17 protein-coding genes are annotated in these 22,927 nt (G+C 35.2%); 7 read left to right on the forward strand and 10 right to left on the reverse strand.

Annotation, left to right across the window (positions count from 1 at the left end):
- Positions 1–206 precede the first annotated feature (206 nt).
- The gene (locus tag FQU23_RS15295) at positions 207–1,112 is read right to left on the reverse strand and encodes a DUF6268 family outer membrane beta-barrel protein (RefSeq protein ID WP_147674611.1); all 906 of its coding nucleotides are present in this window, start codon (positions 1,110–1,112) and stop codon (positions 207–209) included.
- 216 nt (positions 1,113–1,328) lie between these two features.
- Here FQU23_RS15295 and FQU23_RS15300 point away from each other — a divergent pair, with 216 nt between their 5' ends.
- The 3 genes from FQU23_RS15300 (at position 1,329) to FQU23_RS15310 (ending at position 6,241) form a co-directional block, all read left to right on the forward strand.
- Positions 1,329–2,906 carry a GMC oxidoreductase gene (locus FQU23_RS15300; RefSeq protein ID WP_147674612.1) on the forward strand — a complete coding sequence of 526 codons (1,578 nt, stop codon included), beginning with the start codon at positions 1,329–1,331 and terminating at the stop codon, positions 2,904–2,906.
- A 690-nt stretch (positions 2,907–3,596) separates the two neighbouring features.
- A complete protein-coding gene (locus FQU23_RS15305) occupies positions 3,597–5,282 on the forward strand; it encodes a hypothetical protein (protein WP_245181130.1) in 1,686 nt (561 codons plus the stop codon).
- A gap of 68 nt (positions 5,283–5,350) precedes the next feature.
- A complete protein-coding gene (locus FQU23_RS15310; protein WP_147674614.1) occupies positions 5,351–6,241 on the forward strand; it encodes an SDR family oxidoreductase in 891 nt (296 codons plus the stop codon).
- A gap of 216 nt (positions 6,242–6,457) precedes the next feature.
- On the opposite strand, the gene FQU23_RS15315 is transcribed toward FQU23_RS15310, so the two are convergent.
- Both FQU23_RS15315 and dinB read right to left on the reverse strand, forming a co-directional pair.
- Complete coding sequence (locus tag FQU23_RS15315) at positions 6,458–9,505, reverse strand: DNA polymerase III subunit alpha (protein WP_147674615.1); 3,048 nt, start codon at positions 9,503–9,505, stop codon at positions 6,458–6,460.
- Positions 9,495–10,661, reverse strand: coding sequence for a DNA polymerase IV (dinB, locus tag FQU23_RS15320; RefSeq protein ID WP_147674616.1), 1,167 nt, complete (start codon positions 10,659–10,661; stop codon positions 9,495–9,497). The genes FQU23_RS15315 and dinB overlap by 11 nt, the downstream gene beginning before the upstream one ends.
- Positions 10,662–10,795: 134 nt before the next feature.
- On the opposite strand from dinB, the gene FQU23_RS15325 reads away from it, so the two are divergent.
- Positions 10,796–11,563 carry an XRE family transcriptional regulator gene (locus FQU23_RS15325; RefSeq protein ID WP_147674617.1) on the forward strand — a complete coding sequence of 256 codons (768 nt, stop codon included), beginning with the start codon at positions 10,796–10,798 and terminating at the stop codon, positions 11,561–11,563.
- Between the two features lie 80 nt (positions 11,564–11,643).
- Here the strand turns inward: FQU23_RS15325 and FQU23_RS15330 are convergent, their stop codons facing one another.
- Entirely contained in the window at positions 11,644–12,495 is an 852-nt protein-coding gene (locus tag FQU23_RS15330; protein ID WP_147674671.1) for an EamA family transporter, read from the reverse strand.
- A 121-nt stretch (positions 12,496–12,616) separates the two neighbouring features.
- On the opposite strand from FQU23_RS15330, the gene FQU23_RS15335 reads away from it, so the two are divergent.
- Positions 12,617–13,102 carry an OsmC family protein gene (locus FQU23_RS15335; protein ID WP_147674618.1) on the forward strand — a complete coding sequence of 162 codons (486 nt, stop codon included), beginning with the start codon at positions 12,617–12,619 and terminating at the stop codon, positions 13,100–13,102.
- 62 nt (positions 13,103–13,164) lie between these two features.
- Here FQU23_RS15335 and FQU23_RS15340 read toward each other — a convergent pair whose 3' ends face one another.
- Entirely contained in the window at positions 13,165–14,919 is a 1,755-nt protein-coding gene (locus tag FQU23_RS15340; RefSeq protein WP_147674619.1) for an ABC transporter ATP-binding protein, read from the reverse strand.
- A 154-nt stretch (positions 14,920–15,073) separates the two neighbouring features.
- Positions 15,074–15,814, reverse strand: coding sequence for a tRNA pseudouridine(38-40) synthase TruA (gene truA, locus FQU23_RS15345; RefSeq protein ID WP_147674620.1), 741 nt, complete (start codon positions 15,812–15,814; stop codon positions 15,074–15,076).
- 158 nt (positions 15,815–15,972) lie between these two features.
- Between truA and FQU23_RS15350 the strand changes: the two genes are divergently transcribed.
- Positions 15,973–16,470 (forward strand): metallophosphoesterase family protein, encoded by a 498-nt coding sequence (locus FQU23_RS15350; RefSeq protein WP_147674621.1) that lies wholly within the window; start codon positions 15,973–15,975, stop codon positions 16,468–16,470.
- Here the strand turns inward: FQU23_RS15350 and FQU23_RS15355 are convergent, their stop codons facing one another.
- From FQU23_RS15355 to FQU23_RS15365, 3 genes are all read right to left on the reverse strand, one after another.
- The gene (locus tag FQU23_RS15355) at positions 16,471–18,165 is read right to left on the reverse strand and encodes a sensor histidine kinase (protein WP_147674622.1); all 1,695 of its coding nucleotides are present in this window, start codon (positions 18,163–18,165) and stop codon (positions 16,471–16,473) included. It lies immediately after the preceding gene.
- Positions 18,166–18,255: 90 nt separating this feature from the next.
- Positions 18,256–18,918, reverse strand: a complete 663-nt coding sequence (locus FQU23_RS15360) for a response regulator (RefSeq protein ID WP_147674623.1) — start codon at positions 18,916–18,918, stop codon at positions 18,256–18,258.
- 149 nt (positions 18,919–19,067) lie between these two features.
- Positions 19,068–19,481 (reverse strand): DUF4293 domain-containing protein, encoded by a 414-nt coding sequence (locus FQU23_RS15365; RefSeq protein WP_147674624.1) that lies wholly within the window; start codon positions 19,479–19,481, stop codon positions 19,068–19,070.
- 183 nt (positions 19,482–19,664) lie between these two features.
- Here FQU23_RS15365 and rho point away from each other — a divergent pair, with 183 nt between their 5' ends.
- Positions 19,665–21,416 carry a transcription termination factor Rho gene (rho, locus tag FQU23_RS15370; RefSeq protein WP_147674625.1) on the forward strand — a complete coding sequence of 584 codons (1,752 nt, stop codon included), beginning with the start codon at positions 19,665–19,667 and terminating at the stop codon, positions 21,414–21,416.
- A gap of 146 nt (positions 21,417–21,562) precedes the next feature.
- Here rho and FQU23_RS15375 read toward each other — a convergent pair whose 3' ends face one another.
- Positions 21,563–22,828: an RsmB/NOP family class I SAM-dependent RNA methyltransferase gene (locus tag FQU23_RS15375; RefSeq protein WP_147674626.1), complete on the reverse strand. Its 1,266-nt coding sequence runs from the start codon at positions 22,826–22,828 to the stop codon at positions 21,563–21,565.
- Positions 22,829–22,927 lie beyond the last annotated feature (99 nt).

A 22,927-nucleotide genomic window follows, 5' to 3' on the forward strand; every position in this document is an offset into this window, starting at 1 on the left:
AGCCCGCCTGCGCAGATGGTACTGCAGTTATGTGGGAGAGTATGTCGTCGCCTTTCTTTAGAAAACCCTATCCTAATCGGATAGGGTTTTTTTGTGTTTAATTGGATCGATTTTTTCTCCGGGAATTTTTAAATAATTATTTTCATAACCAGTCCAGTGCCTTCTGAATGTTTTTATTTTTTGTTTAATCAACTTTAAATAGTGGTTTAGTTTGAAGAAGTATAGAAACGATAAATCGCCTCAAGCCTTAAAAAGGTGCTACTATTTATATTAGGGTTTAGTTTCGTTCTATTATCACCTATTCGAAACGGAGTAATTGCTAAATCAATTTTATCGTCGACTGCGTATACATCATAAGTATTTGTAGCAAATCCGATTTTTAGACGTAAAAGTAGGTTTTTAGAAAGTGAATTATTTTGGATATAAGATGAAAACTCTAACGAATTGTTTTCGGTATATGTAGTTTGAGAATCTTCATTATGAATTTTGAAACTTTCAGAATTACCTTTGTAGTCTATTCCTAGTTTTGTTTTATTAGAAATACCTAGATTGACATCTATAAATCCAGGGAATATAGAGTTAATTTCAAATTTGGAATTAGGGCTGATGTAATAGGCTCCTATTAGCGGAGTGATGTAAAATCCATACGCTTCATTTCCAATGTATAAACCAAATTTATAATTAAAGTTTTTTCGTTTTTTATACGTCCATACAGCAAGACCCCCCATGTAGATATCCTCTGTACTTATCTTTTTATAATCTGAGGATAGTATTGGTAATAGGACATAAGTACCTGACCATTTCTCAGAATGATCTGTAGCAATACCTATTTTTATGCGCGTATAATATAAATTAGTATCGCTTGAATTTGGAAAAAGTTGAAATTTTTTAATATTAAAATCAAAGCCAGTGATAAATGCTGTTTTTACATTTATAACGATAGGTAAAAGTGCCTTAGAGTCAAAAATGGAAATTGTTGTGTTTTCGTGGTTGTTTTGGAAGGAAGTATCTCCTGTTTTAGAATAACTGATATTTAAGAGATCCACATATTCTTGTGAATTACTTAGTAATGGAGAAACTAAAAGCAGAAAAACAAGTAATTTATTTTGCATTTTATAAATGTACCTTTTTTTATTATACGAAAAGGTGTATTTTTATGGCTAACGGTTTTTTTTCATTCATTTTATCTTGTTTTAAATTAAGTAGTTATGTTAGTATATAAAGTATGGTATATGGTGTAAGTTCCAAAGCAAAACTTGATAGGTATTTCATTAAGTGCTTGCAAAAAATAAAATTTGAATAAATACGTTTAATAAACAACCCATTATATGCAACACGATTTTGATTATATTATTATAGGAAGTGGGTTTGGTGGTTCAGTAAGTGCTTTACGACTTTCAGAGAAGGGGTATAAAGTACTTGTAATAGAAAAAGGGAAATGGTACAAAGCGAATGATTTTGCCAAGACTAATTGGAATCTAAGGAAATGGTTATGGATGCCGTACTTGCGTTTTTTTGGTATTATGAAAATGAGTATTTTCAGGCATGTCGTAATTATATCAGGAACAGGAGTTGGTGGGGGATCTTTAGTCTACGCCAATACATTACCCATCCCAAGAACTAATTTTTATAAGTCAGGAAGTTGGAGTGAACTAGAGGATTGGGAAACGGAACTTAAACCTTTCTATCAACAAGCACTTAAGATGCTTGGCGCTTCTAAAAATCCGAAATTGTTTGATGGTGATATAGCTTTAAAAGAATTAGCAAGAGAGTTGGGGCGTGAAGATCAATTTGAGCATCCTGATGTGGCTATTTTCTTTGGGAAAGAAGGCCAGAGAGTGAAAGATCCCTATTTTGACGGCGAAGGCCCAGATCGCGCAGGTTGTACTTTTTGCGGAGGATGCATGACGGGTTGCAGGCATAATGCAAAAAACACTTTAGACAAAAATTATCTTTATTTAGCTCAAAAATTAGGAGCTACAATTCTAGCCGAAAACGAAGTATATGATGTAAAACCCATAGACGGTAAGGAGGGAACAACAGGATTTAAAATTTCTGTCAAGTCCAGTACTCAATTTTTCAGTAGGAAAAAGGAATTCACATCAAAAGGGGTGATTTTCTCTGGCGGAGTATTAGGTACTGTGAAACTCTTGCTTAAACTTAAAATGAAATCACTTCCTTTATTGTCGGATAAATTAGGAGATGACATCAGGACCAATAATGAAACCCTAATTAGTGTTTCTACTTTGGATAAAAATAAAAATTTGTCAAAAGGAGTGGCTATCGGAAGTTTACTGCATACAGATGATAATAGTCATTTAGAAATTGTGCGCTATGCTGAGGGATCCGGTTTCTGGAAATTACTTCATTTGCCTATTTCTCACGGAAAAAATGCAGGAACGCGTTTTATGAACATGATACAACAACTGCTAAAATATCCTTTGAGTTATTTCAAAATTTATTTTAGAAACAGTTGGTCAAAAAGTACTACCGTTTTGTTGTTCATGCAATCTATAGATAGTACGTTAAAGTTTAAGAACAACTTTTTTGGAGGAATGTCTTCCAATGTAAGTTCAGGATTAAAACCTACTGCTGATATTCCCGAATCTAGAGATTTAACGGATAGATATAGCAAGTTAATTAACGGAAAAGCAACTTCGTTTGTTTTGGAAGCTGTTGCTGGTATTCCAACGACTGCTCATGTATTAGGTGGGGCAGTAATGGGGAAAGACAGTTCAAAAGGTGTGATAGACAAAAACAACAAAGTTTTTGGGTATGAAAATATGTTTGTCATTGACGGTGCTATGATATCAGCAAATCCAGGAGTTAACCCTTCGTTATCAATCACAGCAATTGCCGAAAGAGCTATGGCTCAAATTCCATTTTCGAATGATACAACAGTGTGAAAGAACAGACTATAGATTTAGGATTAAAACTTAGATGTAAACGCCACGTTCTTTCCATTTTCTAAATACTTTATATTGAATTAATTGTTTAATTTAGTAGAGCTAAAAAGAGAATTGAAAATAGTAATTAAGCTGTAACAATATGATTGTTATTTCAATTAATTGTAATGGATGTAGCTTGTAAAAACTCGGTGTTATTAAGAAAAAAATAAAAATAGTAAAAGAAAGCTTCCACGAAAGATTACATCGTGAGCCTTGCTATATGCACCCCAGATTGAAGTTTATTCCTAATATCGTCGTGAACTTAATTAGTTTTTTACTTTCTTTTGCAGTAGTTGTCAGTGTGCTTTATTTTGTTCTGCGTTTTTTGGTTTCAAAGTTTTACCATTTAGATTAATTACAAATACCACTGTAAATATTTCAACGTAAAAATTGCTAAGACATCTTATGCCTCGGTAAATTGACTTCCTGCGGATAAGGAGCTCGATGGGTCATACTCACATCTTCTTTAATTTGCTGATGCGTTTTGTGTTGTCGGTCTTTGACGTTTGAATAAGAAGGGTGTGGATAACATAATTACCATAACACCTTCAAAAAATCCAAAATAAGGAGCTTTAATTTACTATTTAATACTATTTTCGGGGAAACTAATTTTATATGTTGCGTCCCCCGATTTATATTTTGTTGCTTTTGTTTTTGATTACCTCTTGTCAAAAAGACACTAAAACAGTTTCTGATAGTGCTAAAAACAATAAAAGTAAACGTAGCATCCAAGCCAAAAAATACTCTGAACTAGGCGATTCGTTTAATAGGGATAACGAAGTCGATAGTGCTTTCTATTATTATAACAAGTCAAAAGAATTATTTGTAAGTGATGGGAACAGCCCTTACATTGCCTATAATCTACTTGGAATGGCACATATTCAGCAGACCTATGGCGATTATTATAGTAGTGAAGAAACCTTGATGGAGGCTTTGCCATACATAAAGAATGATTTTCAATATCAAATGGCTGCATATAATTTATTCGGAATTGCAGCAAAAGAAGTAAAAAATTACGAAGACGCCGTTCGCTATTATACTACAATTTTAAAAACTACATACGATTCTGTAGATAAAGTGACAGCGTTCAATAATATCGCTACTGTTTATATAAAAGAAAAAGAGTACAGAAAAGCTATTGCTATTTTAAGGCCAATTTTAAAATCAACTATTTTAGATACGTTACTCAATAGAAGGGCCAGAATTATTGACAATTTGGGATATGCTTATTATAAAGACAATCAGATTCTAGAGGGCTTGAGTTTAATGAATGAGGGGCTAGAAATCAGAACTAAAATTAAAGATTCCTATGGGAGTATTGAAAGCTATTTGCATTTGGCCGATTTTTATAAAAATAGAGACTATCAAAAATCGAAGGAGAATGCTTTACTGGCTTATAAAGTAGCCACAAAACATCAAAGTATTGATGAACGACTAGAGGCGTTGGAGTTCTTAATGTCTTATAATCTGGAAAAAGGAGTGAACAGCTATGCTACATTGTTCATAAATCTTAACGATAGTATTAAAACAGTACGTAGTAAAGCCAAAAATCAGTTTGCTAAAATTAAATATGATTCGAGAAAGACAACTTTAGAAAATATAAAATACAAAGGACAAAGAGTAGAAACCTTACTCCAACTAGAAACACAAAAGAGCCATAAATATCTCTTAGTTTTTGGATCCCTTCTTTTACTTGGAACTATAGGGTATTTGATTAATTATTATAGAAATAAAAACCGACAAGAACGCTTAGAAGCTAGTTATAATACGGAAACTCGTATTTCTAAACAACTCCACGATGAACTGGCCAATGATGTTTTTCATGCAATGACTTTTGCCGAAACTCAAGATTTGCAGAATCCTGTAAAAAAGGAAACGCTGTTAGATAGCCTTGATAAAATATATGTTAGGACGCGAAATTTCTCTAGGGAGAATAGTAATATAGAGACGGGAGAGAGTTTTGACCAGAATTTAAAGCAAATGCTAAGTAGCTATAAAAGTCGCAGTACCGAAGTCATTATTAAAAACGGAAATCCAATAGATTGGCCAAAAGTAAAAACCGAGAAAAAGATCGCGCTACAAAGAGTATTGCAAGAACTCATGGTCAATATGAAAAAACACAGCCAAGCAAGCTTTGTGATCATTGGTTTTGATTGCGATCAAAAAAATCTAAAAATAGACTATTCAGATAATGGGGTAGGCTTCTCGGAAAAACTAGTTTTGAAAAATGGGTTACAAAATGCAGAAAATCGTATTCAGGCAGTCAACGGAATACTTACTTTCGATTCTCAAATTAATAAAGGTTTCAAAGCAAAAATTTCACTTCCAAAATAACAGCATATAGTCCTGGTTAATTTATAACTTTGACTACAATTTACAAAGTACAAAAAAACATGCAGATAATGAGCAATACCAAATTCCCAAAAATACTTATCACTGGAGCAACAGGTCAGGTTGGTGGTAAAACTATCGAATTTCTTTTGTCCAATAAGGAAATAGAAATTGTTGCAGCAGTGCGCTCTAAAGAAAAAGCGATTCCTTTTGCAAATAAAGGGATAGCCACTGTGATTCTTGATTTTGATGATGATACGACACATTTGCCTGCTCTTGAAGGCATAGATCGTTTATTTATGGTAACTGCTTATACTGTTGACATGTTACGCCAAAGTAAGGTGTTATTAGACAATGCTAAAAAAGCTGGGATTAAACATATTGTGCATTTAGGAGCTTGCGGACCTGATGATGCAACGGTGGGGCATTGGGTCTGGCATCAGTTAGTAGAAAGGTATGTTGAATGGGGTGGTTTTTCTTTTACTCATTTGCGCCCTCAGGATTTTATGCAAAATTTATTAAGCTATGGAAGCGAAAAAGCAACAAACAAAGGAGTGCTTAATGCATATGTTGACAATGCTCGTTTAAGTTGGGTCGATGTCGATGATGTGGCACAAGTTGCTGCATTAGCTTTATCCCATCCGGAATTGCATAGTGGGAAAACCTACAGGCTTAGTTATGATGCAAAAACTTTTAAAGAAATTGCAGAATTGATGACATCAATTGTTGGTAAACCGTTTCGATACGAACCACTTTCTCCTGATATTTTTTTACAAAAAATGAAAGATGCTGGAGCAGATATGGCTTATATGAACTGTGTATATGATCATTGGAAACAACACGCAAACGGAACCATTCCTGGTGCTAGTGATACTTTTGATAATTTTTTTGAAATCACAGGAAAAGAGCCAACAAGATGGGCTGATTTTATTAAAAAACATAAAGAGGAATTAGTATATTAAATTGCCTTAATCCACGTATGTTTTTTTGCCCACAGATTCACAGATTATAAAAATAACTTTTTAATCTGTGAATCTGTGGCAATTATTTTACATATACTATTGGGATCTGCGCTTAGTGAAGTTTCCCGACTTCGTACTAGTACCAACTGGCAATATTTTCCTTAACAGGATTATATTTTTAGTAGCGTTGCCCTTTAATCCTAACCTGTTACATCACTAAGACATCTTATGCCTCGGTAAATTAACTTCCTGTGGATAGGGAGCTCGATGGGTCATGCTTACATCTTCTTTAATTTGTTGATGCGCTTTGTATTGTCGGTCTGTGGAATTAGAATAACGCGGGTCTGGAATGAACGGCATTTTTGCCATTTTGGTTATAGTTATAGTAGGGAAGTGGTAATCGACTTCGACTTTTCCCAATAACAAATAACAACCTCCACCCAGAAAAGGATATTTCTGTAAACTATCCGAAAAATGAGCTGTGTCAAAGAATTCCCCTTCGGCATCAATCCAGGTTCCAAAATACATTGTCCCTCTTTTAGTAGGGACGTGTTTTCTAGAGATAAGATACGCCAGCATTTTCACAGTTCTCTTATGATATTTCAATAAATCTTTGGCCAATACATCACCGCGGTATTTGGTTTGCAATAAATCGAATGGGGAACAGGAGACCGGAAAGCTAAGTAGTTCTATTTCGTCGAAGGCATCTTCAAAAGGAGAACGTTCTAATACGGGAAGTTCATATTCTTTGACTGGTTCCTGAAGCAGCATTAAATTCCGGTTTTCCGGTTTAAAATTCACCAGTATCAATCTGGCGATGACGAGCAATTGATTTTTTGTCTTGGTTGTGAAACGGAAGGCACCAATGAAAATTAATATTTGGATTCCCTCTATTCCTATCGGAATGCGATTGATGAAATCTTCGAGTGATTGGTATTCCCCATTCGTATTGCGTTCTGCAATGATACGATGCGCTGTTTTAGATTCGAGTCCTTCGAGATGCATCAAACCCAGATAAATATCAATTCCATACAAAGTAGCTTCATATTCACTTTTGTTTACACAGGGAGTATTAATGATACCACCGGACATTTTAGCCTCATGCACATATACTTCTGTCCTGTAAAAACCGCCTTGGTTGTTGATTACAGCCACCATGAATTCTACGGGATAATACACTTTCAGGTATAGACTTTGATAGCTTTCGACCGCATAAGAGGCCGAGTGGGCTTTGCAAAAGGAGTAACCCGCAAAGGATTCTATTTGGCGGTATATTTCCTGACTAAGTGCTAAAGGATGTCCTTTTTGAGCACAACATGCAAAGAAATTATCTTTTACTTTTTGCAATGCTGCCTTAGAGCGTCCTTTACCACTCATCGCCCGACGCAGAATATCTCCATCAGAGGCAGGGACTCCTGCAAAATGTAATGCGATTTTTATCACATCTTCCTGATACACCATAACACCATAGGTTTCTCCCAGATGTTCTTTGAATGTTTCGTGAAAATATTCAAATTGATCGGGGTGGTTGTGTCTAAAGATGTATTCCTTCATCATCCCACTTTGCGCCACACCCGGGCGTATAATGGAGGATGCAGCGACTAATATTTTATAATCTTCACATTTGAGTCTTCGCAATAAGCCACGCATGGCGGGACTTTCGATATAAAAACAGCCAATGGTTTTTCCAGTACTTAAATATTCATTGCACTTGGCTTCATTTTTTGATAAGGTCGTATCTCGGATATTGACTTCGATACCGCGATTTTTTCTAACCAGTTTCACCGTGTCATCGATATGACCAATGCCACGCTGACTTAAGATATCAAATTTTTCAAAACCAATATCCTCAGCAATGTGCATGTCAAACAAAACAATGGGAAAGCCTTTCGGTGGCATTTCTAAAACCGTGTAATTTGTAATAGGTTCTTCTGAAATTAATACTCCACAGGAATGCATGCTGCGTTGATTGGGATATTTTTCGAGTAGCATGCCGTATTTCTGCACCAAAGTAACTACCGAATTAGTATCGTGTAGCTGCATTGGGTTTTTTGCCAGTGCATCCAGTTCTTCTTTGGGTAAACCAAAAACTTTACCTACTTCGCGGAATATCGATCGGTATTTGAATTCTACATTCGTACCACAAAAAGCCACATGATCTCGACCGTAGCGATTAAAAATGTATTCGAGAATGATATCCCGTTCTTTCCAACTCCAGTCAATATCAAAATCAGGCGGACTTTTGCGGTTCAGGTTTAAAAAACGTTCAAAGTATAAATCTAGTTCTAGCGGGCAAATGTCTGTAATACCGAGACAATAACTCACAATACTGTTGGCACCGCTACCTCGCCCAATATGCATGAATCCCATGCTGTTGCTATAACGAATAATATCCCAAGTAATTAAAAAATAACCGCTGAATTTCAATTCATGGATGACTTTGAGTTCTTTTTCTACTCTGTCTCGTGCCTGAAGATTATTGTTGCCGTATTTCTTTATTAATCCTTGGTTAGCAAGGCTTGTGAGAAGCTGGATATCGTTTTCTCCGTTGTCTGTATAATTTGTTTTGTTTTTGGGTGTTTTAAAATCGAATTCAAAATTACATTCGGCAATGATGCTTTCGGTGTTTTTAATAATTTGGGGATGATCTCTAAATCTTTCCAGCAGTTCTCCTAATGGAATCATCGTTTCGGATGTCCTGCAATAATCGGCTTCAGTAAGTTTTGATAAAATGAGATTAGTATCAATTGCTCGAAGGATTTTATGAAGGTTAAACTCTCTCTTGGTCCTGAAAGTTACGGGTTGCAAAACCACTATTTTACCCAGTTTGTTTTTCCACATGGGATGAAATAGCAGGGGAAGCTGCTCCGGACGGATGCCTAAAAATTCAAAATCTCTAAAAACTTCAGTAGCGTTCTCGACCGGATAAATAATATTTACATTATGAAATTGAGGTGCTTGAGCGGGTAGGGGCGTTTTATCGAAATTATGCTTGGTCAAAAAACGATTCATCTCGGCGAGGCCTGCTGCGTTTTTGGCTAAGCCAATGTAAAGTAGTTTATTATTGTATCTAAATTCGATTCCGACGATGGGCTTTATAGCAACAACTTTACATTCTTTGATAAAATCATAGATTCCCGTAACCGTATTTACGTCAGTTAAAGCCATTGCTTTTACACCACAAGTGGCGGCCTGATGCACTAATTCGGTTAAGGGAATAGTGCCATAACGCAGGCTGTGATAAGAATGACAATTAAGATACATTGTTGTTTTTTGTTTTAAGATTTGCGCCAGCACACCGAGCTACTGCATCAAAACCGTAGCGCTTTTTCATTCGATCCATCGCCTGATACAGCGATAGCATTTCCTCAGTATCTTCAAACATATTGATTTGGTAGGTTCCGCGAACCAATCCGCTAAAGCGAATACCAATCAGCCGCAACCGCATGCGACGTTGATACAACTTATCGAATAATTCAGTGACGCCTCTTGTCAAAGTATGATCAGCCGATGTGTATGGGATTCGGCATTGCTTTGTTTCGGTATCAAAATTAGAATAGCGTATTTTTATCACTACCGTCGAAGTGAGCCATTCCTCAGAGCGCAGCTGAAAGGCCAGTTTTTCCACCATGCCTACCAGTATTGATTTTAATTTTTGAATGTCGATAGTATCCTGTCCAAAGGTGTGTTCCGTCGAAATTGATTTTCGCTCCGTATAAGGCTCCACTGGACTGTTGTCAATACCGTTTGCTTTTTTCCAGATGTCGATTCCGTTTTTGCCAATCATTTGCTGCAGCACTTCTGCAGGCATTTCTGATAAGGTTTGAATGGTTCGAATGCCGATGCGCGACAGCAATTGAAAAGTAACATCGCCAACCATGGGAATTTTTTGAATAGATAATGGATTCAAAAAAGATTTGACCATGGCTTCCGGAATTTCTAATTTTCCAATTGGTTTTGATTCTCCAGTTCCAATTTTTGAAACCGTCTTGTTAACGGATAGCGCAAAACTTAGCGGCAACCCTATTTCATTTGTAATTGATTGTGAGAGTTCGTTAGTCCATTGGTAACAACCATGAAACCGATCCATTCCCGTAATGTCTAGATAAAATTCATCGATGCTTGCTTTTTCTACAATGGGCGCTTTTTCTTCAATAACCTGGGTAATATCATGGGATAATTTAGAATACAATTCCATATCGCCTTTCATTACTTTTGCCTGCGGACAAAGACGAAGCGCCATTTTTATAGGCATCGCAGAGCGAACACCAAATGTTCGAGCTTCATAAGAACAAGAAGCGACCACGCCTCTGTCTCCACCGCCAATAATTAGCGGTAAACCGTTTAACTTTGAATTGGTTAACCTTTCGCAGGATACAAAAAAAGTGTCCATATCCATGTGTACTATTGACCTTGCCATACTGATTTTATTTTTCAAATTGTACATCTATCCATTTCATCTCAAAACTTCCTTGATAAATTTGAACTACAAAATTAGTACAGATTGTAACAAAATAAAGTATATTTGTAGTTACAAATTATAACAAAATAACTATGTCTTTATTTTCCGACAATATCAGGCATCTCAGAATTAAGAAGGGTATTTCTCAGGAGAAACTTGCCCAAAATCTTTTAATAACAAGAGGAAGGTATGTCAAATATGAAGACGGCAGTTCTGAGCCTCCTTACGATATTTTGAAGAGAATCTCTTATTATTTCCATGTCAGTATTGATATTTTACTTTCGGTAGACGTGCAAAAAATACCCTTTGAGGACTTACTAAAACTGGGAGATAACAGGATATTATTGCCAATAACTGTTGACCAACAGGGAGAAAATATCATAGAAATTGTACCTCATAAAGCGAGAGCAGGATATGCTTCAGGATATGCAGATCCAGAATTTATAGAAAATCTTCAGCATATCTCACTTCCCTTCTTGCGGAATGGAAAATTTAGAGCCTTTCCAGTAGAAGGAGATTCCATGCCGCCACATAAGGAAGGATCTTTTATTGTAGCCCAATATGTAGAAAGACTGGGTGATGTTATGGATGGAAAAACCTATATAGTTGTAACTAAAAGCGAGGGAATAGTTTACAAACGGTTAAATAAAAACGGAAAGAATGCATTAATGCTACATTCTGACAATACGATTTATTTACCTTATCAAGTTAAAGCATCAGAGATTTTAGAAATTTGGGAATACGCCTGTAGTATTGCTACCAATGAATTTACACCCGATGATTTAAGTACCGAGAGTGTAAAGGATATGTTTAGAGAACTACGTAGAGAAATTCGAGAAGTAGGGAATAAAATTAATTAAAAGAGCAAGCAAAATAACATCGTGGCTTATACAATTTGAAAAAGCTACAACAAACGAAACCGCCTTTTCACGACTATAAATTAAGTTTCTGATTTGGCTGTCAGTGTTGATCCAGCGGAAGCGATTACTACAAAAACAACAGCTACAACCTCGTTAAGAGCAAGATATTCCTGTAAGAATATCAGTGCGCAAATAGAAGCTGCTGCGGGTTCCAGACTCATTAAAATACTGAATGTACGTGCTGGAAGTTGGCCAAGAGCTTTCATTTCTAAAGTAAAAGGAATGGCACTAGATAAAAGAGCTAGCGCTACTCCTAAAGAAAGGAGTGTAGGTGTGACATTACTTAGCCCGTCTCCCATAATTCCAAAAGGGATAATTAGAAGAGACGCAAAGAGCATTCCGGTTGTAACAGCATCTCCGCCTTTCATTATTTTTGAAATTTTCCCTCCCAAAACGATATAAAAAGCCCAGAAGGCTCCTGCCAATAGAGCAAACAAAGCACCTAAAACGTCTATTCCGTTGTTTGACCAGGGAGCAATCAAAACTATTCCGGCTGCGGCCAGAAGTACCCATAAATAATCTACAAAACGTTTTGAACCAAAAACAGCGACCAGTAACGGACCTATAAACTCCAGTGTTACCGCCAGTCCTATGGGAATTCTCTCTATAGACATGTAAAAAATTAAATTCATCGCTCCCAGAGACAAACCATAGGGAATTACGAGTTTCCATTGCTGCGGGGTAATTTTGAATAGATTGGGTCTATAAAATGCGAAGAGAATTAAAGCCGAAATACCAATTCTAAGAGAGGCAGTTCCAGCGGCACCAAGAGCAGGAAAAAGACTCTTTGCAATTGCGGCACCAGACTGAACACTTATTATGGCAAAAAGTACGGCAGGTAATGGAGGTATGTTGAATAGTTTGTTTTTCACTTTATCATTGATGATGTAAGCGGTCAAAATTACAATTTTTTTTTTCAAAAAGAGTAATTCATTTTTTAGTGATGGCAATCGTTGTTCCAGTTTTTAAGTACTTTTGAATAAAAAGAAAATAATGGGGTTCAAACATCTATTTAAAGCAAAATTGAATTGGTTTTCGACTATAAAAGAAGAGGTTTCTACTTCCAAAATTTACACGAAAAACCACACCATCACAATTGAAGGGAAAGATATTTTAGATGTTTCAGCAGCCAAAGCTTTTAAAGGTGACCCAAGTTTGTACAATCCCGAAGATTTACTGTTAAGTAGTGTTGTTTCCTGCCACATGATGTCCTATTTGTATGTTTGCTCACAAAACGGAATTGAAGTAGTATCTTATTCTGATGCAGCTGATGCAACGCTTGAAGTTTTAGAAAGCGGCAGCGGGCGTTTTACTCAAGTTCGTTTGTATCCGAAAGTGATCATTCGACAAAAAGAAAAAATAACCGAAGCGATAAGTTTACACAAAAAGGCAAACGAACTTTGTTTTATCGCTAATTCCTGTAACTTCCCTATCATACATGAACCACTTTGCGAAGTAGTTTCAGATATATCATCTTGAAAAAACAGCAAGTATTAAAAAAGGAGTATAAATTTATACTTCTCAAAGCTGAACTTTATCGATTAATTTGCTACCGAAAACTGAGAATCATAAAGGTTTTTATAATAGCCGTTTTCTTTATTGATTAATTCCTGATGTGTTCCTTGCTCCACAATTAATCCCTTATCCATCACCACAATTTTATCAGCATTTATGATAGTTGCCAGTCTATGAGCAATAACAATCGAGGTTCTTCCTGTAGTTATCGTTTCGGTGGCGCGTTGTATCAATTCTTCAGAGTAGGTGTCAATCGAAGAAGTCGCTTCATCAAGAATAAGAATACTCGGGTTACTGACATAAGCTCTCAAGAAAGCAATCAATTGTCGTTGTCCCGAAGACAGCATCACACCGCGTTCTTTTACATCAAAGTCATAGTTATCCGGTAAACTCATGATGAAGTCATGTACACCAATTTCCTTGGCAGCAGCCAAAACATCTTCTCTTGTAATTTCTGGATTGTTCAACGTGATGTTGTTGAAAATGGTATCAGCAAATAGGAAAACATCTTGTAGTACAACAGCAATTTGCTTGCGCAATGATCCTAAAGTATAGTTTTCAATATTTTCATTGTCGATGCAAATGGTACCGCTGTTAATTTCATAAAAACGGTTCAGCAAATTAATGATAGTCGATTTTCCTGCTCCAGTAGATCCCACAATTGCAATCGTCTCTGCCGCTTTAACATTTAAATCGATACCTTTTATCACCTCTTCATCCGGAATATAACTGAAATGAACGTCTTTGAATACAATATTCCCAAGGAAAACCGGGGCTTCAACAGTTCCTGTATCTTGAATCTGGTCTTGAGTATCAATAATCGCAAAAACACGATTAGCAGCAATCATTCCAAGCTGCATCTCATTGAATTTATCAGCAATCTGGCGCAATGGATTAAAAAGCATGGCTATAAACATGGTGTAGGAAAATAAATCTCCAAAAGTGGTGAAATTATCACCATTGAGAATCTTAATTCCACCATAATAGATAATAAAACCAAGGGTTAGCGAGGAAATAATATCGGCGATGGGGAAGAAAATGGAGTTATAGAGGATTGTTTTAATCCAAGCCTTTTTGTGTTTGTCGTTGATTTCCTTGAATTTATCAGCTTCAATTTCTTCTCTGTTGAAGAGTTGTACAATCTTCATTCCGGTTACACGTTCTTGCACAAAGGAATTCATGTTTGAAATTTGGTTTCTCACGTCTTCAAAAGCCACTTGCATCTTACGTTGAAAAATGCGGGTGATAAATACTAAAACCGGCATGGCAACAATCACAATCCAAGTCAGTTTCCAGTTCATGTAAAACATAAAAATCAGTACGACCACCATTTTCATTAAGTCACTGATGATCATAAATAATCCTTGACTGAAAATACGAGCAATCGATTCAATATCTGATACAGAACGAGTTACTAATTGACCTACTGGGACCAAATCAAAATATTTCATTCTGAAACTCAATATATGTTTGAATAATTTGATTCGAATGTCTTTTACGATATCCTGACCCAGCCAGTTTGCCCAGAAAACAAAGTAAAACTGCGAAAAAACTTCAAATAATAACACAATACCCATCAAGGTAATGTAGTATAATAATCCGTTTGCATCCTCCGTCTGGATGTATCCGTCTACGGTTTGTTTCAATAAATATGGACGTAAGGCGGCAAATATGGATAAGGAAACGGCAAACACAATCACGCCGTTAAAACGCCATTGGTACGGTTTTGTATATTGTAATATTCGTTTGAATAATCGAGTATCGAATGCTTTTGCTTTCATTTTATTTTTTGCTGAATTTATTTCAGTTTTTCAGGAGGTTAATCCTGCTGTTCATTACAATCTTGACCGCCAAACTCCGGCGCTAAAGGATTTCCATTGCCATCAGGGCAGGGGATGAGTTTATTTTAAGGTCTTTAGTCCTAATCACTATGTACTAAGTACTAATATAATCATATTCTATTTCAGTCAGATACAAACCATGTGCTGGAACTGAAAACCCAGCTTTATCTCTATTTTTATTTTCTATGATGGTATTAAAATCATCAAGTGTAATCTTATGCAAACCCACGTTTACGAGCGTTCCCACAATTGAACGCACCATATTTCGCAAAAAACGATTGGCCGAAATTGTAAATACGAGCTGGTTGTTGTTTTGTTTCCAATTGGCTTCAAATATTGTGCAATCAAAAGTATTAACATCCGTATTTACTTTCGAGAAACATTGAAAATCAATATGGTTAAATAACAATTTTGCTGCTTGATTCATCAAATCGACATCTAATTTTTGATGAAAGTACCAGCTTTGCTCTTGCAAAAAGGGATCCTTAAAAATGGTGATATGGTATTCATAAGTTCTTTTTAAAGCATCAAAACGAGCATGGGCTTCATCTGGAACTGTAATGATGTTGTAAACGACAATGTCCTTTGGTAAAAAGGAATTGAGTTTATGAACTATATTCGGAATGTCAAATGGAGTTTCAAAATCAAAATGAGCGTACATTTTCTTAGCATGAACACCAGTGTCTGTGCGTCCAGCTCCCATAATACTAATTTCTGAGTTCAACACCGTAGAAATAGCTTTGTTCAACGTTTCTTGAACAGAAGAAGCGTTAGGTTGATACTGCCAGCCGTGATATGGGGTTCCGTTATATGCTAATTTTATAAAATATCTCAAGATAATAGTATCGCAAAGTTTTAAAGTAGCAAAGGTACAAAGTTTTTGTCTTGAGAAAAGGTTAAATGTGTAAGTTCTAAATGTAAGTATTTATATTCTCTTTTCTGAGGAAACGAGTTACCTTTACAGCTCATAATTGTTAAAATAGTTCCTGCTGAATGAAAAAAATCCTTTTACTTTCTGATACCCACAGTCATATAGACGATACTATACTGAAATATGTAGCTCAGGCTGACGAAGTTTGGCATGCCGGTGACATTGGAGACTTAATAGTAACCGATACTTTAAAAAAACTAAAGCCTTTGAGAGCTGTTTATGGAAACATCGATGATGCTAAGGCACGTTTAGAGTTTCCATTACACAATCGGTTTATGTGTGAAGGAGTCGATGTGTGGATTACGCATATTGGCGGATATCCTGGGAGATACAGTCCGGCCATTAAAGCGGAGATGGCTGCAAATCCTCCTAAATTATTTATTTGTGGGCATTCACATATATTGAAAGTAATGTTCGACAAGAAACATAATTTACTACATATGAACCCTGGTGCTTGCGGCAAAAGCGGATTTCATCAAGTGCGAACGATGCTTCGTTTTGTAATTGAGGGAGACAAAATTAAGGATTTGGAGATTGTCGAAATCGAAAAGCGCGTATAATTAATCCGCATGTAAAATAGGAACTTTAATATGTACCGATGTCCCAGAATTTAACTTAGACTGTATAACAAGTTCCCCTTTCATATTGTTTATTCTGGCTTGAATTTGATTCAATCCAAAACCTTCAATAGTATTGTAATCATTGGTGTCAAAACCTGTTCCGTTGTCCCAAACGTGGATAAGCAATTCATCGTTGACCTCCAGTAAACTAAGTGTAGCACTTCCTGCACCACTGTGTTTGATCACGTTATTAAGTAGTTCCATTACTATAAAGTACATTTTCATTTCAAACTCAACATTGTAGCGTGTTTTTTCATCAACAGTACTTGAATATTCAAAATGCATACTCGAATTTGAGTTTTGCTCGCACAAATCATTAAGCGCATAAAATAAACCAAAACGAGATAGTAGAGATGGCAAAAGTTCATGAGACAAATCACGAACCTTATTATGAGCTCGTTTTAGGATAGCCTTTGTCTTTTCAATTTCTTCTGATTCAATTTTGTTTTTCGAACTAAAAACGCTCAAATGCAAACCAGCTGACGAAAGCAAAGCGCTTATGTTGTCGTGCAGGAAATTTGCAATTTTTTTACGTTCTTGCTCTTGGCCGTTGATAGATGCATTAATAATATTTTGCTGAATTTTGCTCTGGATGTCATTGAGTTTATTCTGTTGCTTCAGTTTTGTGTTTTGAAAGAAAAAATAGGAAAGAATAATAATCAGTAGCAGTAATGAGATGATAATAATACTTATTTGCTTGTTTTTAGACTGTTTTTCTATAAGTAATTGCTCTTTGGTTTTGTATTTTGTTTCGATATTATCTATCTCTCTTTTGTACTCATCTATTTCCAGATTAATTCCGGCAACATTAATTTTCTTTAGCTTTTCTTTATAACTCAGGGCAGCAGTGAGATCATTATAAGCAGCTAAGTTTTCGTACGCTTTTTTATAGTTCCCATTTTTTAATAAAAATCGAGAGTATTCTTGATGTGTAAACGATAAATCTGATTTTTCGTTTCCTTTATTCCCTAATGCAATTGCATTTTCAAAGAAGGAAACCGCTTTTTTTGGTTCGTTTTTGTAGCCATAATACATAGCATTTAGCATGTTTAACGCAACAATTGTGGACTCATCACCAAATTTATCATGATGTTTATTAATAAATTTTAAATACGGTTCCCCGGATTTAAAATCGCCTATGTCAAAATAGGCCCAAGTTATGTTTAGATTTGTGAAAACGATTTGAACTGAATCCCCAACTTTCCGACTGTAATCTAGTGATTTTTTATAATAATAAATCCCTTTTTTATATTCTTTTTTATCGAAGCAGTATATGTTTCCTAAATTGTTGTACAGCCAGTTTTTTAATTCATCATTATTTGCTTTGTCAGCATAAAGAAGTCCTTTTTTATAGTAGAAAAAAGCTTTGTCAAATTCGCTTAGTTCATCAAAATTCGCAGCAATTGTATTATAACAGCTTGCTATTGTGTTGTCGTCTTTTATGGCTATTGCAAATTGTAAAGCGGCTCTTGATTTTATTAAAGATTGTTCATATTTGCCTGCATTCATAAGCCGGGTGGCTTCATTTGACAGTTCTATAATTTCTTTTTTAGAAGGACTTTTAGTATGAGAAAATATGGGCTGATAAATAATGCTTAACAATAACAATAATAACAAGAATCTGATTTTGTGCATAGAGGGAAAGTTTCTGTTATTGTTCTTTAATTTTTGATAGTAAATGATCAAACCGATTTGAGATAAGTAAACTAAAGCGTTTTTAATGTCTTATTGTCTAATCAATTTGTTTTTAATTGCAAATTTAACTAAAGCAATCGAGCCCTTTGCTTTTAGCTTTTTCATAATATTTTTTCTGTGTGTTTCGACAGTATTGGTACTTATAAATAATTTTTCACTTATTTCTTTTCCGCTATTTTCTAATGCGATTAAAGTAATGATTTCGATTTCTCTCTCCGTTAAGATGGAGTCTACGACTACTTTTTCCTTATTTAACTTTGTATTGTCTTTAATTGCGCTATTAAATATTTTCTCTCTAACTGTGGAGCAAAAATAATCTTCTCCGTTAGCAACAGCATTTATGGCCTCTACGATACTTTCGCCAGCGCATTGTTTTGTCAAATAGCCACTCACGCCTAATTTCATAACTTCTTGGATGATTTTTAAGTCATCGTAACTAGATAGTATGATCACTTTACAGGGATACCCTTTTTTAGAAAACTCCTTAATTACTTCGATACCATCTTTTTTTGGCATGCTAATGTCAAGAACGAGAATATGTGTTTCGTTATTTAATACATCATCATAAATGGTACTGCCGTCTAAAGAAAAACCTACTACCTCAAAGTTAGAAACTGTATTTAACAGCGTTCGCATCCCGTCTATTAAGACTTGATGATCATCTGCAAGGTGTATTCGTATTTTATCATTCATGTTATAGGGTATTAGATCAAATTTAGAAAAAAAAACTGCAATAGATTCTTAAAATATTTTTATTAATTGAATTTTTATCAGTTTTAAGCACAAAAAAACCCGAATTTTCATTCGGGCTCTCTTCGCACTAATAAACTAATATTATGGGTCTACCTCAATCTATCCACAGATTTTACAAGATCTTCATCCTTTTTGATGGCCTTATTAGCTAATACTAATAACACGATAGCAACAATAGGTAGAAACATCCCAATACCTTTCTCAGAAACAAGAACCGTTTCTCCAGATACATTTAGTGAACGATATACAAACAATCCCAATAAAATTAAATTTAAAATTATATTCAATCTGCCAATAACAAATTGATTCTGTCTCTTTTTATAGGAAATAATACTCACTACGCTAAGCGTTGTGCTCAAGCCCAAAAGTATAACATAAAATTGATTTTGCATAAAAAAATATTCCTTTCCATCGTTCATTGTCCATAATGGAAATAAAAAAGGCAATATTCCTGTCACTACAAAAGCAAGAAATAAATATATCGTTTGAATTCTTTGTATCATTTTGTTAAATTTGTTTCACAAAAATATATTTTCTTTTTTTAAAATACTATTGTATCGTTAGAATTTATTCGTAATATTGCATGAGAGTACCGTAAGCACTTCATACTGCGGTCAATTCAAGATAAAATAATTACTACCTATCTTTTTAGTATTATCCAAATTAATTAAACTAATAGAACATTCATGTTTGATATTTCTGCATTAAAAGAAATGAAGCTTTCTGAGCTTCAAGCTATAGCTAAAGCAGCTAAAACCATAAAGTTTAACGGTGTTAAAAAAGAGACTTTAATCAGTCATATTTTAGAACATCAAACAACTAAAGTTGAACCAACTTTAGATTTAAATGTGGAGTCCATTAGCGAGGATGATAAACCTAAAAGAGCTCGTATTGTTCCCGTTAAGAAGGTGGCAATTCAAAAAGCAAAAAATACTCCTATAGATATTAACGAATCAACTTCAGCAGATACGGATGATCTACGAGCTAAAGTTGAAATCCCTGTAGAAGTGCGCTCTCAAGTAGACGCTGTCAACGAAAAGGAAGCAGTAAATGATTCGTCAGTGTCAGAAAAAAAAGTAGGTAAGATTATTAAATTTAATAAATCAGCCTACGAAAAGAAAATTGCTTTAAAAAAGGATAAAGAAGAAGCAAAAGAATTAAACAAAGAAAATGAGGAAGCTGTTGCTGTTACCAATGATACAACTGAAAATCAAGAAATCGTAGCTCCTGCAAAAAAAGTAAATCCAAATCAGTTAAATAAGCAAAATCAAAACCCAAATTTTAAAAGTAAGAAAAATAATTTTAGGGATTCTGATTTTGAATTTGACGGAATAATAGAAAGTGAAGGAGTTCTTGAAATGATGCCTGATGGATATGGTTTCTTGCGCTCTTCAGATTATAATTACCTGGCTTCACCAGATGATATTTATTTATCAACTTCCCAAATCAGGTTATTCGGACTTAAAACCGGAGATACTGTAAAAGGTGTGGTGAGACCTCCTAAAGAAGGCGAGAAGTTCTTCCCTTTAGTAAAAGTTTTAAAAATTAACGGACATGATCCTCAGGTTGTTCGTGATAGAGTTTCATTCGAACATTTAACTCCTGTTTTTCCGTCAGAGAAATTTAATTTAGCGGCAAGACAAAGCACGATTTCGACTCGAATAATTGATTTGTTTTCTCCAATAGGAAAAGGACAACGTGGTATGATTGTCGCTCAGCCAAAAACGGGGAAAACCATGTTGCTGAAAGAAATTGCTAACGCAATTGCTGCAAACCATCCTGAAGTTTATCTAATTGTTTTATTAATAGACGAGCGTCCAGAAGAGGTTACAGACATGCAACGTAGTGTGCGTGGTGAAGTAATTGCTTCAACTTTTGATAGAGAACCGCAAGAACATGTTAAGATTGCTAATATCGTACTCGAAAAAGCAAAACGATTAGTAGAATGTGGGCACGATGTAGTGATTCTTTTAGATTCCATTACGCGTTTGGCCAGAGCATATAATACGGTGCAACCTGCCTCAGGAAAAGTATTGAGTGGTGGGGTAGATGCGAATGCTTTGCAAAAACCAAAACGTTTCTTTGGAGCTGCTCGTAATGTTGAAAATGGTGGTTCTTTAAGTATTATTGCAACTGCATTGACTGAAACTGGTTCAAAAATGGATGAAGTGATTTTCGAAGAATTCAAAGGTACTGGTAATATGGAATTACAATTAGATAGAAAAATTGCTAATAAACGTATTTTCCCAGCCATCGATTTGACATCTTCTAGTACAAGACGTGACGATTTATTGTTAGATCAAAAAACATTACAAAGAATGTGGATCATGAGAAAATATCTTTCAGATATGAATCCTGTTGAAGCAATGAGTTTTATAAACGACCGTTTTAAACAGACTAAAAATAATGAAGAGTTTTTAATCTCGATGAACGATTAGGTCGGGAAAAGAACAAAGAAGATAGAATACAGAAAATAGATTAGTTTGTTTTCTGCTATAAAAAAAACCTCGAAAGTAGTAAGTACTATTTCGAGGCTTTTTTTTTTGACTAGTAGTGAGTCTAAAATCTATTTTCTATGCTCTTATTATTCTTCTGCTTTTTCTTTTGCAGCTTTTACTTCTTTTGGTTTTACTGCTTCTTCTTTTCTTTCTAAAAGCGCCATGTAAAATCCATCAAAACCAGAATCTGAAGCTAGAATTTTTTGATCTTTAACAAAGTTGAATTCTTTTCCAATGTCAGTAGTTAAGAACTTAGATACTTGCTCTTGGTTTTCAGATGGTAATATAGAACATGTAGCATAAACTAATTTCCCACCTGGTTTTACAATTTTAGAATAGCTTTCTAAAACTTCGGCCTGTACTTTACGAATATTGTCAATGAATTCAGGTTGTAATTTCCATTTAGCATCAGGATTTCTTTTAAGAACTCCAAGTCCACTACAAGGCGCGTCAATCAATACACGATCAGCTCTTTGGTGCAATTTCTTGATTACTTTCGTACTATCAATGATGCGGTATTCAATGTTGAATGCGCCGTCACGTTTGGCTCTTATTTTTAATTGCTTTAATTTACTTTCGTATAAATCCATAGCAATTAACTGTCCTTTGTTTTCCATTAACGCAGCAATATGCAACGTTTTACCACCTGCACCTGCACAAGTATCTACTACGCGCATTCCTGGTTTAACATCAAGAAAAGCAGCTACAAGTTGCGAGTTTGCATCTTGTACTTCAAAGAAACCTTTCTTAAAAGCGTCTGTCATAAAAACGTTAGCTCTTTCTTTAAGGACTAAAGCATCGGGTTGGTCTTTAAGTGGATCAGTATCAATGTCTAAATCCATTAAAATCGCTCTTAATTCTGCTTTTGTAGTTTTTAGTGTATTAACTCTTAGGATAACTTTTGCAGGTTGGTTTTGAGCAGTAATTTCCTTTGCCCAAACTTTTTCTCCTAATTCTTTTACACCTACTTCGTCCATCCAATCTGGAATAGACTCTTTTAAGGCTCTAACTTTTGATAATTCATCAAAGCGCCCTTTTATTTTTCTTTCAGGAGTTCCTTCTAGCTGACGCCAATCTGGAATAGGATAGCCTCTTAAAACTGCCCATACAGCAAACATTCTCCACAGATTGTCTCTGTCGAAAGGCTCCTTTACTTCTGCAATCTCAGCATATAATCTTTTCCATCGAACTACTTCGTAGATCGTTTCGGCAACAAATTTTCTATCAGAGCTTCCCCAACGTTTGTCTTTTTTTAAGGCTCTCGCAACCACTTTATCAGCATATTCCCCTTCGTTAAATATTGCATTTAGGGAATCAATGGTAGTATAAACTAAATTTCTGTGTAATCTCATTTTAATTAATTGAGGTGCAAAGGTACTATTAATTGACCGAAAGTTAAATTTTAAATAATGATTGTTGATTTAATATTTTTCAATTAAAAAAAAACACCG

It is taken from the genome of Flavobacterium sp. XN-5, assembly GCF_008033395.2.
Lineage (GTDB): Bacteria > Bacteroidota > Bacteroidia > Flavobacteriales > Flavobacteriaceae > Flavobacterium > Flavobacterium hiemivividum.

Coding starts and splice junctions, on each gene's coding strand:
- FQU23_RS15295 (WP_147674611.1), bottom strand. CDS start 1,112: ATGCAAAATAAATTACTTGTTTTTCTGCTTTTAGTTTCTCCATTACTA.
- FQU23_RS15300 (WP_147674612.1), top strand. CDS start 1,329: ATGCAACACGATTTTGATTATATTATTATAGGAAGTGGGTTTGGTGGT.
- FQU23_RS15310 (WP_147674614.1), top strand. CDS start 5,351: ATGAGCAATACCAAATTCCCAAAAATACTTATCACTGGAGCAACAGGT.
- FQU23_RS15315 (WP_147674615.1), bottom strand. CDS start 9,505: ATGTATCTTAATTGTCATTCTTATCACAGCCTGCGTTATGGCACTATT.
- dinB (WP_147674616.1), bottom strand. CDS start 10,661: ATGGCAAGGTCAATAGTACACATGGATATGGACACTTTTTTTGTATCC.
- FQU23_RS15325 (WP_147674617.1), top strand. CDS start 10,796: ATGTCTTTATTTTCCGACAATATCAGGCATCTCAGAATTAAGAAGGGT.
- FQU23_RS15335 (WP_147674618.1), top strand. CDS start 12,617: ATGGGGTTCAAACATCTATTTAAAGCAAAATTGAATTGGTTTTCGACT.
- FQU23_RS15340 (WP_147674619.1), bottom strand. CDS start 14,919: ATGAAAGCAAAAGCATTCGATACTCGATTATTCAAACGAATATTACAA.
- FQU23_RS15350 (WP_147674621.1), top strand. CDS start 15,973: ATGAAAAAAATCCTTTTACTTTCTGATACCCACAGTCATATAGACGAT.
- FQU23_RS15355 (WP_147674622.1), bottom strand. CDS start 18,165: ATGCACAAAATCAGATTCTTGTTATTATTGTTATTGTTAAGCATTATT.
- FQU23_RS15360 (WP_147674623.1), bottom strand. CDS start 18,918: ATGAATGATAAAATACGAATACACCTTGCAGATGATCATCAAGTCTTA.
- FQU23_RS15365 (WP_147674624.1), bottom strand. CDS start 19,481: ATGATACAAAGAATTCAAACGATATATTTATTTCTTGCTTTTGTAGTG.
- rho (WP_147674625.1), top strand. CDS start 19,665: ATGTTTGATATTTCTGCATTAAAAGAAATGAAGCTTTCTGAGCTTCAA.
- FQU23_RS15375 (WP_147674626.1), bottom strand. CDS start 22,828: ATGAGATTACACAGAAATTTAGTTTATACTACCATTGATTCCCTAAAT.